Origin of the sequence: Paenibacillus xylanilyticus (assembly GCF_047246825.1) — a bacterium.
Lineage (GTDB): Bacteria > Bacillota > Bacilli > Paenibacillales > Paenibacillaceae > Paenibacillus > Paenibacillus xylanilyticus_B.
The window spans coordinates 146887-161728 of the sequence record NZ_JBFOLB010000002.1; the positions used below are offsets into that span (position 1 = coordinate 146887).

Sequence of the window (14842 nt, forward strand, 5' to 3'; positions counted from 1 at the left end):
ATTTTAAAAAAGCACACCTTGCGGCGCGCCTCTCTTACGCTGCTTTATTTAGCAGTAATGCCGTATTCCTTCATCCAATCCTTGATACCTTGCGTGCTTCCTCCCCAACCTTCAACGTACTGGGATAATTCAGACGTAGAAATTTGTGTTTCTGGCAGCGCTTCACGCTGAACATAGACCGGATTGAGGACCACCTGATCTTCGGTCTCATCCCCGTTCAGTTTTTGATAAGCATAACGAACCTGAACTCGGCCAATGTCTGTTGGATCTACCGCAGCGGAAGCAATCCAAGGATTTTGGGGATCCTGTATCATTTGCAAATCCTCGTCACTCATATCGATACCGTATACTTTGATTTCGTCACGACCTGCTTGCTGAATCGCACGTGCAGCGCCTTTGGCAAACTCATCCCACGCAGCCCACACGGCCGTGATTTCTCCTTTTGGATACTGCTTCAAAATCGCTTCCATTTTGGCTTGCGTATCCAGCGCCGGGTTTTGTGCCGAGCCAAATGTGGCAATTTCCTTGATGTCGGTATTTTCTTTCATAAATTCACCGTAAGCAATCTGACGACGCTCCATAGGTGCAAATCCAGCAACCCATACTTTGACAATGTTGCCTTGTCCATTAATATCCTTTTTCATTTGCTCCAGCGTAAGCTCAGCCATCTTCTGGTCGTCCTGAGACAACACGGTTGCTCCAGGCACTTGAATATCAGCATCAAACACAACTACCGGAATCTTTTGCTCAACCGCTTTTTTCACACCCGGTTCCAGGAGCGAATCCCCGTGATCCGTCAAGATTGCATCAAACTTCTGGTTGATCGCGCTGTCCAGCAGTGAAACCATCTTGGCTTTATCATTATCGGCAACAAACGTAGTCAGCTCACCACCGAACTTTTCAATTTCCTCTTTGACACCTTGCACATATTGTTGTGAGAACGTGCCTGTGTTAAATTCCATAATCAGTGCAATTCGCTTGCCGCTCAGAGGACCCGTTACCGCCTCTGTCTTGGGCTTGTCCTCTGATGCTCCCGAAGCTGGAGTTGCCGCCGGTTCTTTTTTGATCCCGCAAGCGGACAGTGCCAATGTAAATACAAGCAGAACACTTAACCAAACCCATTTCGTATCATTCTTCTTCATCTCTGTCTCCCCCTAATCGCACTCTCTCTGTGACCTCGATCACAATAGTTGAATATTAATATAACGGCTAATTCCTAGTATGTAAATGGGTTTTAACAATTTAAAGCTAAAACTCGCTAAGTTTTTTTGAAGGTAATGATTTTATATCCAAATTGCACCTAATAAAGTAAATAAAAGAACAAAAAAAGACCACAAGGAATACTCCCTGTGGTCTTTTGACTTACAAGATGATGGCAATCAAGCCGCCTGAGCCTTCATTAATGATTCGTCCCAGCGTCTCCTGCAATTTGTAACGTGCATTATCCGGCATCATGGCAATTTTCCCCTGAATGCCTTCCCGCACGATGGAATGCAGTGAACGACCAAACATATCTGAATCCCATACCTTGATCGGATCGTTCTCGAAGTCCTGCATCAGGTACCTCACCAGTTCCTCACTCTGCTTCTCCGTTCCGATAATCGGTGCGAACTCGGACTCGACATCGACGCGGATCATATGAATGGAAGGTGCCGTTGCTTTCAGGCGTACGCCGAATTTGGTACCCTGGCGAATGAGCTCCGGTTCATCCAGTGCCATTTCGGCAAGAGACGGAGCTGCTATGCCGTAACCGGTCGTTTTGACCATCTCCAGGGCCTCAGCGAAGCGATCGTATTCCCGCTTGGCATGGGAGAATTCCTGCATCAGCTGCAGCAGATGATCCTTGCCTCTGATTTCAATACCGACCACTTCCACTAGGATCTGATCGTATAATTCGTCAGGAGCATACAGGTCAATTTCTGCCACACCTTGACCCATATTCATGCCACTGAGACCTGCGCGGTCGATGAACTCATACTCCATGAACTGGGAAACGACCCGGTCCACGTCACGCAGTCTTCGAATGTCCTTCACCGTGTCGCGCACGGAATTTTCGTAGTTGCTACGGAGCCAGTGGTTTTCATTCAGTACCATGACCCAGCTCGGCAGATTCACATTCACTTCATGTACAGGGAACTCATACAGCACTTCACGAAGCACGCCAGTCACATCATCTTCCGTCATCGTAGCTGCGCTTAATGTCATGACCGGGATATCATATTTAGCTGCCAGTTCACTGCGCAATTGAAGAGCTTCTTCACTGCGAGGACGGGTAGAGTTGATGATCAGTACGAACGGTTTGCCCACTTCTTTCAGCTCGGCAATAACCCGTTCTTCAGATTCCACATAGGAACTGCGGGCAATTTCAGCGATAGTACCATCTGTGGTCACCACAACTCCCAGTGTGGAATGCTCCTGGATGACTTTGCGTGTGCCAATTTCGGCTGCTTCCTGGAATGGGATCGGCTCTTCAAACCAAGGTGTAGAGATCATGCGTGGTCCATTCTCATCCTCGTAACCCTTGGCACCTTCAACGGCATAGCCTACACAATCCACAAGGCGGACGTTGACATCCAGTCCCTCTGCAACCTTGATCTGAACCGCGTTATTCGGTACGAATTTCGGTTCCGTCGTCATGATTGTCTTACCTGCCGCACTTTGTGGCAGTTCGTCTACTGCCCGCCCGCGGTCAGCCTCGTTTGTGATGTTCGGCAGAACGATCGTTTCCATGAAACGTTTAATAAATGTTGATTTCCCCGTCCGGACTGCGCCGACAACCCCGAGATAAATATCCCCTCCGGTCCGCTCGGCAATGTCCTTAAAAATGTCCACTTTCTCCAATGAAATCCCCTCCCTAAATTACTCCGAAGGAAAAATGCTAAAGAGCATCCGCTTCGTTTTTTCAATCAGAAGACTGAAATCCCTGCAACGGTAGAGCCGCCTTTGTGAGTGCCCGGAAGTCGTCCGCCGCCGAACGTTGCATTCTGATGAAACCGGCGAAAGCGGCGTTAACTCGTACATGCAATTGGACTAGTATCATCTTATGTATCCGTATGCAGCAATATGACGCGTTTTTTTGTTTTTTTCTCCAGGTCTTACCCTTTAGAAAAGCGCCCCGCTCTCGGACTGCGCGTCATTATTTCAATCTACTTTATGAGCAAGTGTACGCTTTTATGCTGGTTTGATTCATTGAATTTGGAGTACCGGACAAGTCGAGCAAAAGGTATACTGTGAATGTGGTAGGTAACATGATAAGCAAGCTGAGCTGAGACAAGATGAACTAATGAGATGAGAAAGGTGAGATGAGCATGGCACAGATCAAGATTTTCGGAAACCGTGAGCAGTTGGATCCCCTGAAGGAGCGGTTATCGCACGTGATCCATTCGGTCATGATGGATGTATTAGGTTTACCAGAAACCAAGAAGTTTCATCGTTACTTCCCCATGGATGCAGAGGATTTTATTTTTCCACCAGATCGGTCTGCTGCGTATACCATTATTGAAATCAGCATGTTTGAAGGAAGAACCGCCGAAACCAAAAGAGAATTAATTGTGCAGTTATTTAAACAAATGAATGAAGAGCTGGAGCTATCCGTCAATGATGTGGAAATCACGATTTTCGAAACACCACGCAGTCAGTGGGGCATTCGCGGCTTGCCCGGCGATGAACTTGAGTTAAACTACAACGTTCAGGTCTGAAGTGTTAGACGTCACTTTCAATTGAATTTTTGAGCATACTTAAAACAAAAAGAGATATCCCCTCAAGTGGAATATCTCTTTCTTTGCTCAGTTCATTTAAGGATTAACTTGTGCCACCGGGGCATTATTTTGCCAGCTATAAGGTACTGATTTTACGGGAACGAAATGGGAGTGCTCCAGTAAAAACTCGCGCACATCATCCGCCTCCGCCGGAGAACGATCTGACTTATCCACCGCCTGCATGATATCAAATGCATAGTCGACATACACATTTCCTACATCGTCCATCATAAACGGTAACTCCTGACCAGAATATACACTCTTAAGGGTCACCATTGAAGCACCTGCCTGAGCAGCTTGTTTCATATCTACAGCATATAGACCTGTATACAATTCCTCCCCGGCGGGCAGCTTGCCGTTATGTACGGTTTTATACTGATTGATCATGCGCTGGACATCATTTACCTTTTGTACTGTTTGCAGATCCATCACTTTTACAGTGGGCGCTGTCACTTCATTTTGAATCAGGAAGTAAGCGCTACCACCACTCTCAAAAGCAGTGCCTGGAATTTCATCCAAATAACCTTGCTGTTTCAGCTTCTGCAGATCCACTCTGAACTTTTCATATTTTGGTGTGTCCATATCGGCATTAATCATGGGTAAAATACCCTGATCTTTCTGAAAAGCCTCTACAGCGCTCTGTACCCGGTTCACGCTCTCCCGGTAGGCTATTTTGGGATCGTCACTACTCTGGCTTGGATACATGCAACCACTCACTGTAAGAGTAAGCATAAGGAACAACAGCAGACAGCCGCTTCGCATAATGCTGTGCCTCCATCTTTTTGAGTCCTTTTCCACATTTATGTTCATCCGCATCCTCCTTGAATGTGAAGAGTCCAACGTAGACTCCCATCTCGGTTAGCTCAATTCAGGTTAGTTTCAGAACCAATCGTCATTCTCTTGCTGTTGGAGCTCCAGCTGTTTTCGAATTGCAGCCTTTAGCGGGTCTTCCGGAACATGTACAGATACCGCTCCTCGTACCTTGGCCTGACAGGCAAGACGAGTTCCCCCGTCGAGCAGGGAACCCAATTTTCTTCTTTCAGCATCGGTAGGAGGGTCCAAAGCCTGAAGTTGATCAGCATCCACTTTGACCTTGCACATGAGGCAAGCGGCTTTGCCATCACACCGAGTGGGGATTTTCACTCCTGCACGGCGTGCGGCATTCAACAGATTTGCTCCCGCCTTTAGGCGAATGCTTTTATTTTGCGGTAAAAATGTAATCGTGTGCTCCATGCCCTTCCTCTCCTTCCTCCTACTAAGTCCATGAAAAGCCGACTAACTCCTCTACCTCTGCAGTGAATCGGCTTGTCCATACGTTATGCTCACCCAATAAATTCATTAAGGGCTGATGCGCATGTGGATGCTTCCGAATGACTTTGGCAATAGGCTCATAACGGTCAGCTCGACCTCTCAGCAGATTAAAAAGAAGCTCATGAGCAAGAGGCATTAATCTTAACGTATAGGACCCTAATTGAACTTGAGGTGCATGGTGAGTCAGCATATGTTCAATCTCAATACGGTACCAACTCTTTCGAGACCACACTTCGAATCCGCCTACGAGTTCAAGTGCGCACTCCCCCACCTGATAATGACTCAGTAATGAAGCATACGGCCCCGTTCGATCCACAACAGGTTCATCCAACACGGTGCCTGGGGCAGAATGATGCAGCCTTTTTGCTGCAGCAAGGTCGGCGTACACATCGATATCCCTGGGAGCCTGCGGCAACTCGACCTGCTGCAGCAGTAATCCGCAGCTTCCCCCAAGCAGCCATGTATAAGACTCTTCATTCCAGGCTTTTGCCGTTTCCAGCAACGCAGCAATTAATTTTGGATAGCGTCCTGTAAGCTCCTCCGTTTCCTGCGGCCCCATCGGCTCACCTTCCCTTCATCCGTTTTCATTGTGTCAGTTCTTACGATGTGCTATGCGGATGTCATGCTTCAGGCAAGAAAAAGAGATCAAGTCAGTGATGCTATTCCGCCGAAAAAACCAATGAGCATAATCAGAAACGCGATTAATGATAAAATTCCCCTTACAATACCCTTGGTTTTGGCCCTCGCAAAGGTAATAAGGAATACAGACAGTCCCATAATAAGAATCGCAACCAATGATAGCCACATCTTGTCCATTGCGCTCATAATCCAGCAGTCTCCCCTTCAATCCGTTATTCATCCCTGACACGGTGACAATTGAAATTATTATAACACGAAATTCAGCACTCTTTTCCAAAAAAAAGACAAAAAGAAAGCCAGCTAAAGCTGACTCGTCTTTTTGTCTTGCTCGCTCACTTGCAGATGCAGGAACGATCTATTATTTTTTCATCATCATTTTCATTAATGACTCCATACTGTTTGGATTCAGCCCGCTCTTTTTGACCGCACTTACAATATCCTGAACCGTATCTTCAGATACCGGAACCTTAGCCATGGCGGATACCTGCTTGATCAATTGGCGCAACTGAGCTTCATTCTGCATGGTTGACGGTTTTACAGTACTCGCCAATTTCTTGACGGCACCTTCCGTTATCGTTTTACCCGTTTTTTTGTTGATCGCTTTCAGTGCATCCTTGGAAATGTTGTTACCCATTCGTCTCCCCTCCTCCGGCAATACTCATGTGTATAGTATGAGTGGGCCGGAGAAAAGGTGAATAAGCTTCTTCATTATCAGTGAGCTGGGCAATGTCCAATCAGGAATGCCACTGTTCCCATGTTTCAAGTTTCATGACTTCCATTTCGGTCTTGGGGTCCCGGCCCATGAGAGCTTCTACAGCGTCACGTGGCTCGCGATCCTGAAAAAGGACGTGATACAGTTGATCTGCAATCGGCATCTGCACCCCGTATTTCTGGGAGATAAAGTAGGCTGCTTTCGTCGTACGAATTCCTTCGACTACCATTCCCATGGAATTTAGAACATCCTCAAGCTTTTGTCCCTGGCCCAGCATGGAACCAGCACGCCAGTTACGGCTATGTTGACTCGTAGCAGTAACGACCAAATCACCAATTCCCGCAAGACCGGAAAACGTAAGCGGGTTCGCACCCATTTCCACACCAATCCGTGTGATTTCTGCAAGTCCGCGAGTCAACAGGGCTGCTTTTGCATTATCACCGAAGTTAAGGCCGTCAGACATCCCTGCACCAAGCGCGATAATATTTTTAAAAGCACCTGCCAGCTCTACACCAAGCATATCCCGATTCGTATACACACGGAAATAGGCATTCATAAACAAAGCTTGCGCAGCATCCGCTGCGGCTTTGTCCAGTGAGGCCACAACTACGGTTGTAGGGCACCGTTTTACAACTTCTTCAGCATGACTCGGACCGGAAAGGACCACAATATGCCCTTCATCGCATTCGAGCTCTTCGGAAATAACCGTAGACATACGTTTGAGACTTTCCGTTTCAAATCCCTTAGTCGCATGAATGATTAAGATTTCAGGCGTGTAGTATGACTTCAGTTGATTAGCAACCGATCTCATGGCCGAAGAAGGTGCGACAATCAGTACTGCTGATGCCCCCTGAACTGCATCCCCCATGTCTGTCGTTGCCTGAATGCGATCTGATAGTTCTGCCCCAGGAAGAAAACGGTTATTTTTATGGTGGTTATTAATCTCGGCGGCCTGCTCCTCACCACGTGTCCACATCGTCACATCCAGACCATTGGCGGCCAGCACACTGGCCAGAGCGGTCCCCCAACTGCCTGCGACCAGGACGGCAACTTTTTTAGACAACGCGTTTTCCACCCCCAGGTTTTTTGGCTCCTAATTTATTTTCCTGTCCTCTGGCAAGCTTCGCAATGTTGGTGCGATGTCTCCAAAATGCAAACAGACAAATAATCAGACTTCCCCAGAATAAATTCATGGAATATCCAGGAAACACTAGGATGAAGATTGGTGTTAAGGCTACGAAAATAAGGGAACCCAGTGATACGTAACGAGTCAAAACGATAGACAGGATTGCAATAACCCCGGCGGATACCGCTGGGACTATTGCAAGAGTAGCGAGTACGCCAATTGCTGTTGCAATTCCTTTTCCTCCACGGAATCGGAAGTAGAGCGGCCAGTTATGTCCTGCAATCGCTGCTATACCACAAATTGCAGGAATCCACTCTGAACCGTTACTGAGCCATACTCCAATCCATACAGCCGCAATACCCTTAAGGACATCCAACAGCAGAACAAGAATCGCAGGCCCTTTACCCAAAATTCGCAATGTATTGGTAGCCCCTGCATTTCCGCTCCCATGTTGACGAATGTCGATCCCCCGTATTGCCTTTGCAAGGAGGACACTAAAGCTGATTGAACCAAGCAAATAGCTCAGAACAATCGCTGCGATTGGTAAAATCACAAACTTCTCCCCTAACCTTCGTCGGACTTCCTCCGAGTAAATATGCGAATTGGCGTACCTTCGAAATCAAACGCTCCACGGATTTTATTCTCCAGATAACGTTCGTAAGAGAAGTGCATCAATTCTGGATCGTTTACAAAAATAACCATGGTCGGCGGTTTGACGGCAACCTGTGTCACATAGTTAATGCGCATTCTGCGCCCTTTGTCCGTAGGCGGCGGATTAATTGCGACAGCATCAGATACAACATCATTAAGCAGATGCGTCTGAACCCGCATGGCATGCTGCTGAGCAACTCGCGTTACCACAGGGAGCAATTTTTGTAAGCGTTGTTTTGTCTTGGCTGACAAAAAGACTACAGGAGCATAAGTCATAAACAGGAAATGATCCCGAATTTTTTTCTCAAACTCGTTCATCGTTTTATCCGTTTTGTCCACAACGTCCCATTTGTTCACTACGAACAGGGAGGCTTTGCCGGCTTCAAATGCATAACCTGCAATATGCTTGTCCTGCTCAATGATGCCTTCTTCGCCGTTAATGACAACCAGAACGACATCCGCACGTTCAATGGCACGCATGGCGCGCATAACACTGTATTTTTCGGTAGTTTCATACACTTTACCGCGTTTACGCATACCTGCTGTATCAATCAGCACGTAACGTTGTCCGTCTTTTTCAAACGGGGTATCGATGGCATCACGCGTTGTGCCAGCTACATCACTGACGATAACGCGTTCCTCACCTAAGATGGCGTTTACCAATGAAGATTTACCAACATTCGGACGTCCGATCAAAGCAACACGAATCACATCATCATCGTATGTCTCTTCCTCAAGTTCAGGCAGTTTCTCGACGATTGCATCCAGCAGATCGCCAACACCTGTACCATGGCTTCCGGATACACCGATAGGGTCGCCAAATCCAAATCCATAAAACTCGTAAATGAGCTCACTACGCCCAATATTATCCACTTTGTTAACGGCTACAACAATGGGCTTGCCTGAGCGGTACAACATCTCTGCGACTTCTTCGTCAGATTGCGTAATTCCTGCTTTTGCATCACACATGAATACAATAACATCCGCTTCTTCAATGGCGAGCTCTGCCTGCATCCGAATTGATTTAAGAATGACATCCTCGCCGTCGATTTCGATACCACCTGTATCGATAATACTGAATGGTTTACCGTTCCATTCACCGATTCCGTAGATCCGGTCACGGGTAATACCCGGCTTGTCTTCCACAATGGCCAGTCTGTCGCCGATAATCCGATTAAATATAGTGGATTTACCCACGTTCGGTCGCCCGACAATTGCCACAACGGGTCTTGCCATACATTCCACTCCTCCTGTCCATACTTACGTTACTCATCATAGCAAAAAACACATGGCTTGGCTAACGTTTCATGCCAAGAATGCTCACAATAACAACAATCGGCGAACCCGCTGGGGCTCGCCGATCTTGCTTTTATTGTTCAGCAAAATATGCAGTATATAACTAAGAACCATGCATTGTTAACTTATTTGAATTTGCTGAGTTTGTCACCAAACAGTTCGCCAAGCGTAGTGCTCATACCTTGATTGTTCAAGGAAACGTTTGGATTGTTGATTTCTTCACGTGGAGCGTTGTTTCTAGCAGGTCTTTCTGATTTTTGTGGTTGAGCTGGAGCTTCTTCTGTTTCTTTGATGCTCAAGCTTACACGTTGCTCAGCAGGGTTCATGTCGAGAATCTTAACTTGAACTTCCTGACCTTCTTTCAACACTTCGTGTGGAGTGCCGATGTGTTTGTGGGAAATTTGCGAGATGTGCACAAGTCCCTCAACACCAGGAGCGATTTCAACAAATGCACCGAAATCAACAAGACGTTTTACAACACCTGTTACGATATCGCTAGTATTGAATTTCTCGCCAGCTGTTTCCCATGGTCCTGGTTGAACAGCTTTCATGCTCAGGCTGATTTTACCTTTTTCAGGGTCAACTTTCAGCACTTTCACACTAACTTTGTCGCCTTCGGAAAGAACGTCAGATGGTTTGTCCACATGAGTCCAAGCAAGCTCGGATACGTGAACCAGACCGTCAACTCCACCTACATCAACGAATGCACCAAATTGAGTCAAACGTTGAACAGTACCTTCGATGACTTGACCTTCTTGCAGACCAGCCATAACCTCAGCTTTGTTTGCTTCGAATTCTTGCTCCAGTACGTCTTTTTGGGAAAGGATCACTTTGTTGTTCTCACGATCGATCTCTTTCACTTTAACGCGCAGTGTGCGTCCTTTGTAGTCGCTGAAATCTTCAACGAAATGGCGCTCAACCATGGAAGCCGGGATGAATCCGCGTACGCCCACGTCTGCTACCAGACCGCCTTTTACCACGTCAGCAACAACAACTTCGAACACGTCTTGGTCTTCAAAATGCTTTTGCAATTGATCCCAAGCGTTTTCGCTGTCGATCGCACGTTTGGACAGAACGAGTTTTTCTTTCTCGTCGTCGATGCTAAGTACTTTAGCTTCAACTTCTTGTCCAACTTCAACTGCATCAGACGCGCTGTCTACATGCAAAGAGGACAATTCGCGAATTGGAATTACACCGTCATATTTATATCCAATGCTCACATAGGCTTGGTTATCTTCCAATTTGACGATGGTTCCTTTTACGGTATCTCCTTTTTTCAAGGAAACGAATTGATCCAACTCATCTTGGGTTGCTTCTTGATTTTTCATTTCTTCCGACATGTCAAATACCCTCCTCAATTCAAAAACCCCATTATATTCAAACCTGCCTATAGCAGAGTTCAAAACACTTTCAACGCTGAATGCTCGGATTAGTTTCCCTCAAAAATATGGAAACATGCATTCAGACTTACGGCGAAGAACAAATTATTTGCTCGGTACGCCTGTTTTCACCATTTCATTAATTTTGGACATAATCTTTTCAGTTGCTCTTTCCAGTGCATCACCGGAAGGATCTTCCTTAAACTCGTCCAAATTCACCGGTGCTCCATACACAACTTTCATCTTACGAAAAAGCTTGTAGTTGCCGATAATAGCAGTAGGGATAACGGTGGCACCACTCCGAAGAGCGAAGCTCGCTGCACCTTTTTTGCCGATGCCTCCATCGTTGTGCCGGCTCCCAGATGGGAAAATGCCAAGCACTTCACCATTACGCAAAATGTTCAGTGAAGTTTTGATGGATTCCTTGCTAACGCCTCCACGTTTAACGGGATACGCACCTACAGCCTTAATGATTTTGCCAAGTACCGGAACATCAAACAATTCACTTTTGGCCATGAAGCGTACCTGACGGCGGATTTTAATACCTACCGTTGGAGGATCAAAGTTACTGATATGATTAGAACATAAAAGTACGCCGCCCTCTTGCGGGATGTTCTCCCGTCCAACTGCCTCCAGGCGGAAAAGAATGGTGTAAATGATCCGCAGTACTGTGCTGCAAAATGTGTAAATCATAGACCAACCTCTCCTCTGACCATTGTGCAATAAGATACGATTTTGTCAACCACTTCATGAATGCTCATATTGGTTGTATCAAGAACAGTTGCGTCCTCAGCACAGCGAAGTGGGGATATTTCCCGCTCTTCATCCAATTTGTCACGCGTGGCGATGTCTCGCTCTAGTTGCTTCAACGTCAGTCCTTCAGAGGGGTCCAGTTCTTTGAAGCGGCGAAGTGCACGCTCTTCCACACTGGCAGTCATGAAGATTTTCACTTCCGCATCGGGCAATACTGTCGTTCCGATATCGCGTCCATCCATGACGACGCCCTTGCGCAAAGCCATTTGCCGCTGAGTATCCACTAATTGCGAACGCAGCCCCTCGATTTGCGCATATCGGGACACGATCCCCGTAACTTCACGGGAGCGGATTTCCGAGGTTACATCTTCCCCGTTACAGAACACTTTCTGTCCGCCCGGGTCCGGTTGTAAATCAATGACCAGTTTGTGGGCTTCCTGAAGTACCTCTGTTACATTATCCGGCGAAATCCCTTTCCGGATCATGTGCAGGGTTACCGCACGGTACATTGCGCCAGTATCGACGTAAATATACTCGAGCGCCTCTGCAACCAATCGGGCCACCGTGCTTTTCCCGGCACCGGCAGGTCCGTCAATTGCAACGTTCATCTTCCCGTTCTCTGATGTGTTCTGGCTTGCCAACGGGGCATTCCTCCTCAAACGATAAGCCTCAATAAAAAAACAGGCATTGCCTGCATCGTGAAAATTATACCACACTATACACATGGATGCAAAAACAGCCAAATCAGCGTTGTTCCCTTTCCGTTGAAGACTTTTGCTGAATTGGTGTTCCTTCCATCCGGTCAATGAGGGTCACGTTTTTTTTGAAATAGGGAACCTGCAGCATAATTTGATACACCACCAACAGCAAAACCAAGACAGAGATGAGCTTAAGGACCCTTTTCTCCATCCGTCTTGATAAGACATAGTAAAGACGTTCATATCTTCGGGATAAATGGCGGTGATTCATCACATGTACCTCCGTTTTTCCCATTACGTTTCCCGGCAAATTTCCTTTTTATTCAAAATGCGGACTCTTATTTTGTACGATAGTCCAGCTGCCGTTCAAAGCAGAACTTGATAATTTTTTGACGTTCCGAGTCAGTAATCTGTACAAACTTCAACATGCATATCTGTCTGCCCGACTCCAGTGTCTTGATGCGAACGACTTCAGCCTCGAAAGCCACATGTTCGATGGTGGAATTTCGATAGGGAATGAGCAGCCAGCAATTCAACTTTTGCCCCTCCGCGACCGAAAAGTTTGGTTCCCCGTATATGGACAATCCCCCGCCGCCAATATCTTCAGTCATTGCCACGGCACGGGTCAGATTCTCTGCTTGGATGGCTAATTCAAGATTTGCGTGAACACGCAGGAAGCTGCGTCGCTGTATTTTAGAAATATCGTCAGGAAGCGGTTTGCGTATGCGTACAAGTCTTACAACGTCTTCCTCGAATCCGGTCACGTACGTATTGAAATAATGTCTGACTCCATCTTCAGTCATATAATAAATGGACAGTTCTTCTCCGAAATACAATCTTTTTAAACGACTGCTCCCCTGCTGCATGGGGACTTCAATCAAGAAACTGTGTTCATCCAAGTCCGCAATACGGGATTTGTATTCCTTGCTCTCTTCTTTCTCATCTGCTGAGGCAATCTGAATGTGCAAAATTTCATTAATTTTCGGATACAAGTTCTTCACCGCCACCTTAGCTATTAATCATCGTATGTACAGGGACTATTATACCATGACCTTTCTCATAGCGGATAACAAAAAAACAGACCACAACGTGGTCTGTTCCGCGGAAATACGCTGGAAACTCCTTTGACTTGATGTTACGGAGTCGCATTCACTGGTTTAATTTCCTCAACAGCTTCCTCGACACCTGTATCCGCATTGATGTAAATCCGGTATTTCGTGCCATTGATGCGTCCACCGAATTCATAACACAGCACTTCCTTGCTGTAATCATTCTCAATCAGCGATTTCCGGGCATAATTCTCTTCAAATTCGGGATTCAGCTTTTTGCGAGCCTGAGCTTCAGTAAGAGCGGCTTTCGGAATCTTCCGCTGTTTCTGATGCTCATAAACGTAGTCACTCGCCTGAAAACCTGTAACATCTCCAGTGTCCAGTCCAACTCGAACGGACATTTTTTCAGGATAGATCAGGGTGTCCCCTTGTTTGCGCACATACGTCAAGTTACCCAAATTACCGTACTCGTCGTAATTTACAGCCTTCATATCTTTGTAGCCTTTATTGACGAGGAATTGATCAGCCTTGGCCATAGCTTCTTGACGTGACACCTTTTTCGTTCCGATTGGACGTGTATCGCTGTAGGAAATCAACATTCCCCCATTGCGCGTAAAATCCATCATCAATTTGCTGTCTTTGGTTTGATTGATTGTGGCAGTATACGACTCCCAGTCTGTGCCCTTACCATTCTCCTGCACTTGAATCTTGTTGCTGTCTGCATTGGAGAATTTCGCAGCTTTGCTCTGGATCTGCTCTTTTGTCATTGGGATTCCATCGAGCTTTTTGACTGAACGTTTTGCATAAATGTTGGATACTGAAGGACCCCAGTCGAGCTCAGGATACTCCTGTACCTTTTTGTTTACAGTGCGAAACCCATCGACAATGGTGTTATCCATCGTTTCTTCTTCCGTCGCCATAGCCGTTTCGGCATCCATCCAGCGCAAGCGGTCTGAAAGCACTTTTTGTTGAACGTCCTGAAGATTTTTTGTGATCTCGGAGGAGTTCTGGTACAGCCTTTTCAGGTTGCCCATCTCTTTCTCACTCAGTGGTTCGTTGGTCAAATCACGCATGGATGCCTGATAGGCGAAGTTTGAAATTCGGGAAAGAAAATCCTCTGTTTCATTGAAAGGCAGCATGGTGAGAGGCAGTTGGTTAATCTCATTTTGTGCTTCACTCGTGAGCCGCCACACATTCATCAGACCTTTACGGTGCATTCCCTGGGAAGTGGAGTTCACTGCCAGTGTATTACCGATTTCGGAATGCAGTTTGTCCATATGAAAAGACAGGTCGTGGAACGCGCGCTGGTATTGATTCTCCGCTTTGATCAAAATCGCATTTTTCTCCTGGTTCTCTTGGTATCCCCAAACAAGGGCACCGATCAGCAGTACTGCAAATATCGGAAACATGACTGAACTTAAACGTTTATACATCGGTAGAGTCTCCTTTCATCTGAACCACTATCTATAT

Annotated in this window: 17 protein-coding genes; 1 reads left to right on the forward strand and 16 read right to left on the reverse strand. The window is 46.5% G+C overall.

Features of this window, described 5'->3' with window-relative positions; all coding sequences use genetic code 11:
* Window positions 1-44: 44 nt before the first annotated feature.
* Entirely contained in the window at window positions 45-1142 is a 1098-nt protein-coding gene (locus tag AB3N00_RS15375) for a sugar ABC transporter substrate-binding protein (protein WP_413035402.1), read from the reverse strand.
* Between the two features lie 220 nt (window positions 1143-1362).
* Window positions 1363-2841 (reverse strand): stage IV sporulation protein A, encoded by a 1479-nt coding sequence (spoIVA, locus tag AB3N00_RS15380; RefSeq protein WP_413035403.1) that lies wholly within the window; start codon window positions 2839-2841, stop codon window positions 1363-1365.
* A 467-nt stretch (window positions 2842-3308) separates the two neighbouring features.
* On the opposite strand from spoIVA, the gene AB3N00_RS15385 reads away from it, so the two are divergent.
* Window positions 3309-3698, forward strand: coding sequence for a tautomerase family protein (locus AB3N00_RS15385; protein WP_413035404.1), 390 nt, complete (start codon window positions 3309-3311; stop codon window positions 3696-3698).
* Window positions 3699-3794: 96 nt separating this feature from the next.
* Here AB3N00_RS15385 and AB3N00_RS15390 read toward each other — a convergent pair whose 3' ends face one another.
* The 14 genes from AB3N00_RS15390 to ypeB all read right to left on the reverse strand — a co-directional run bounded on the left by AB3N00_RS15390 (window position 3795) and on the right by ypeB (window position 14805).
* On the reverse strand, window positions 3795-4568 hold the full coding sequence (locus tag AB3N00_RS15390; RefSeq protein WP_413035405.1) for a hypothetical protein: 774 nt from the start codon (window positions 4566-4568) through the stop codon (window positions 3795-3797).
* A gap of 69 nt (window positions 4569-4637) precedes the next feature.
* Window positions 4638-4991 carry a 2Fe-2S iron-sulfur cluster-binding protein gene (locus AB3N00_RS15395; RefSeq protein WP_413035406.1) on the reverse strand — a complete coding sequence of 118 codons (354 nt, stop codon included), beginning with the start codon at window positions 4989-4991 and terminating at the stop codon, window positions 4638-4640.
* A gap of 22 nt (window positions 4992-5013) precedes the next feature.
* Window positions 5014-5628 (reverse strand): hypothetical protein, encoded by a 615-nt coding sequence (locus AB3N00_RS15400; protein WP_413035407.1) that lies wholly within the window; start codon window positions 5626-5628, stop codon window positions 5014-5016.
* Between the two features lie 86 nt (window positions 5629-5714).
* On the reverse strand, window positions 5715-5894 hold the full coding sequence (locus AB3N00_RS15405; RefSeq protein ID WP_017687688.1) for a DUF2768 family protein: 180 nt from the start codon (window positions 5892-5894) through the stop codon (window positions 5715-5717).
* Window positions 5895-6066: 172 nt separating this feature from the next.
* Window positions 6067-6342, reverse strand: coding sequence for a stage VI sporulation protein F (locus AB3N00_RS15410; protein WP_056696692.1), 276 nt, complete (start codon window positions 6340-6342; stop codon window positions 6067-6069).
* Between the two features lie 100 nt (window positions 6343-6442).
* Window positions 6443-7483, reverse strand: coding sequence for an NAD(P)H-dependent glycerol-3-phosphate dehydrogenase (locus AB3N00_RS15415; RefSeq protein ID WP_413035408.1), 1041 nt, complete (start codon window positions 7481-7483; stop codon window positions 6443-6445).
* Entirely contained in the window at window positions 7476-8099 is a 624-nt protein-coding gene (gene plsY, locus AB3N00_RS15420) for a glycerol-3-phosphate 1-O-acyltransferase PlsY (protein ID WP_413035409.1), read from the reverse strand. Before plsY ends, AB3N00_RS15415 begins: the two co-directional genes overlap by 8 nt.
* A gap of 11 nt (window positions 8100-8110) precedes the next feature.
* The gene (gene der, locus AB3N00_RS15425; protein WP_175397834.1) at window positions 8111-9433 is read right to left on the reverse strand and encodes a ribosome biogenesis GTPase Der; all 1323 of its coding nucleotides are present in this window, start codon (window positions 9431-9433) and stop codon (window positions 8111-8113) included.
* Between the two features lie 185 nt (window positions 9434-9618).
* Window positions 9619-10833, reverse strand: a complete 1215-nt coding sequence (rpsA, locus tag AB3N00_RS15430; protein WP_413035410.1) for a 30S ribosomal protein S1 — start codon at window positions 10831-10833, stop codon at window positions 9619-9621.
* 144 nt (window positions 10834-10977) lie between these two features.
* Entirely contained in the window at window positions 10978-11565 is a 588-nt protein-coding gene (locus AB3N00_RS15435; protein WP_413035411.1) for a lysophospholipid acyltransferase family protein, read from the reverse strand.
* Window positions 11562-12266: a (d)CMP kinase gene (cmk, locus tag AB3N00_RS15440; RefSeq protein WP_175397832.1), complete on the reverse strand. Its 705-nt coding sequence runs from the start codon at window positions 12264-12266 to the stop codon at window positions 11562-11564. The genes AB3N00_RS15435 and cmk overlap by 4 nt, the downstream gene beginning before the upstream one ends.
* 103 nt (window positions 12267-12369) lie before the next feature.
* A complete protein-coding gene (locus AB3N00_RS15445; protein ID WP_413035412.1) occupies window positions 12370-12594 on the reverse strand; it encodes a hypothetical protein in 225 nt (74 codons plus the stop codon).
* A 67-nt stretch (window positions 12595-12661) separates the two neighbouring features.
* Window positions 12662-13315, reverse strand: a complete 654-nt coding sequence (locus AB3N00_RS15450) for a flagellar brake protein (protein WP_413035413.1) — start codon at window positions 13313-13315, stop codon at window positions 12662-12664.
* Between the two features lie 143 nt (window positions 13316-13458).
* Entirely contained in the window at window positions 13459-14805 is a 1347-nt protein-coding gene (gene ypeB, locus AB3N00_RS15455; RefSeq protein WP_413035414.1) for a germination protein YpeB, read from the reverse strand.
* Window positions 14806-14842: the final 37 nt, after the last annotated feature.

Excerpts from the sequence above, each read along its gene's own strand:
- AB3N00_RS15375 (WP_413035402.1), bottom strand. The coding sequence starts at position 1,142 with ATGAAGAAGAATGATACGAAATGGGTTTGGTTAAGTGTTCTGCTTGTA.
- AB3N00_RS15385 (WP_413035404.1), top strand. The coding sequence starts at position 3,309 with ATGGCACAGATCAAGATTTTCGGAAACCGTGAGCAGTTGGATCCCCTG.
- AB3N00_RS15390 (WP_413035405.1), bottom strand. The coding sequence starts at position 4,568 with ATGAACATAAATGTGGAAAAGGACTCAAAAAGATGGAGGCACAGCATT.
- AB3N00_RS15395 (WP_413035406.1), bottom strand. The coding sequence starts at position 4,991 with ATGGAGCACACGATTACATTTTTACCGCAAAATAAAAGCATTCGCCTA.
- AB3N00_RS15400 (WP_413035407.1), bottom strand. The coding sequence starts at position 5,628 with ATGGGGCCGCAGGAAACGGAGGAGCTTACAGGACGCTATCCAAAATTA.
- AB3N00_RS15405 (WP_017687688.1), bottom strand. The coding sequence starts at position 5,894 with ATGAGCGCAATGGACAAGATGTGGCTATCATTGGTTGCGATTCTTATT.
- AB3N00_RS15410 (WP_056696692.1), bottom strand. The coding sequence starts at position 6,342 with ATGGGTAACAACATTTCCAAGGATGCACTGAAAGCGATCAACAAAAAA.
- der (WP_175397834.1), bottom strand. The coding sequence starts at position 9,433 with ATGGCAAGACCCGTTGTGGCAATTGTCGGGCGACCGAACGTGGGTAAA.
- rpsA (WP_413035410.1), bottom strand. The coding sequence starts at position 10,833 with ATGTCGGAAGAAATGAAAAATCAAGAAGCAACCCAAGATGAGTTGGAT.
- AB3N00_RS15435 (WP_413035411.1), bottom strand. The coding sequence starts at position 11,565 with ATGATTTACACATTTTGCAGCACAGTACTGCGGATCATTTACACCATT.
- AB3N00_RS15445 (WP_413035412.1), bottom strand. The coding sequence starts at position 12,594 with ATGAATCACCGCCATTTATCCCGAAGATATGAACGTCTTTACTATGTC.
- ypeB (WP_413035414.1), bottom strand. The coding sequence starts at position 14,805 with ATGTATAAACGTTTAAGTTCAGTCATGTTTCCGATATTTGCAGTACTG.